General features: G+C 53.2%; 1 protein-coding gene. It reads left to right on the top strand.

From position 1 onward, the window contains the following. Positions 1-252, top strand: a 252-nt coding sequence (locus C5470_RS22370; RefSeq protein ID WP_242688291.1) for a reverse transcriptase domain-containing protein, incomplete at both ends; no start/stop codon positions are given.

Raw genomic sequence — 252 nt, 5'->3', positions numbered from 1 at the left:
TTGAAGGGGATATAAAAGCTTGCTTTGATCAAATCAGCCATACATGGCTTCGTGAGCATGTGCCGATGGATAAATCAGTCCTCGGAAAATGGCTGACGGCAGGCTACATGGAAGACGGCAAGGTCTACCCCACTAAGGCAGGAACACCACAGGGCGGTATCGCGTCACCGGTTCTGGCTAATATGGCACTGGACGGGCTGGAGTGGGTGGCACAACGCGCTGCCCCTCGCCAGAAAGTCTATGTCGTTAAAT

It is taken from the genome of Photorhabdus stackebrandtii, assembly GCF_011189495.1.
In the GTDB taxonomy this organism is placed as follows: Bacteria; Pseudomonadota; Gammaproteobacteria; order Enterobacterales; family Enterobacteriaceae; genus Photorhabdus; species Photorhabdus khanii.
Note: the sequence above shows the minus strand (reverse complement) of the source record. Positions and strands in the feature narration are given on the sequence as shown.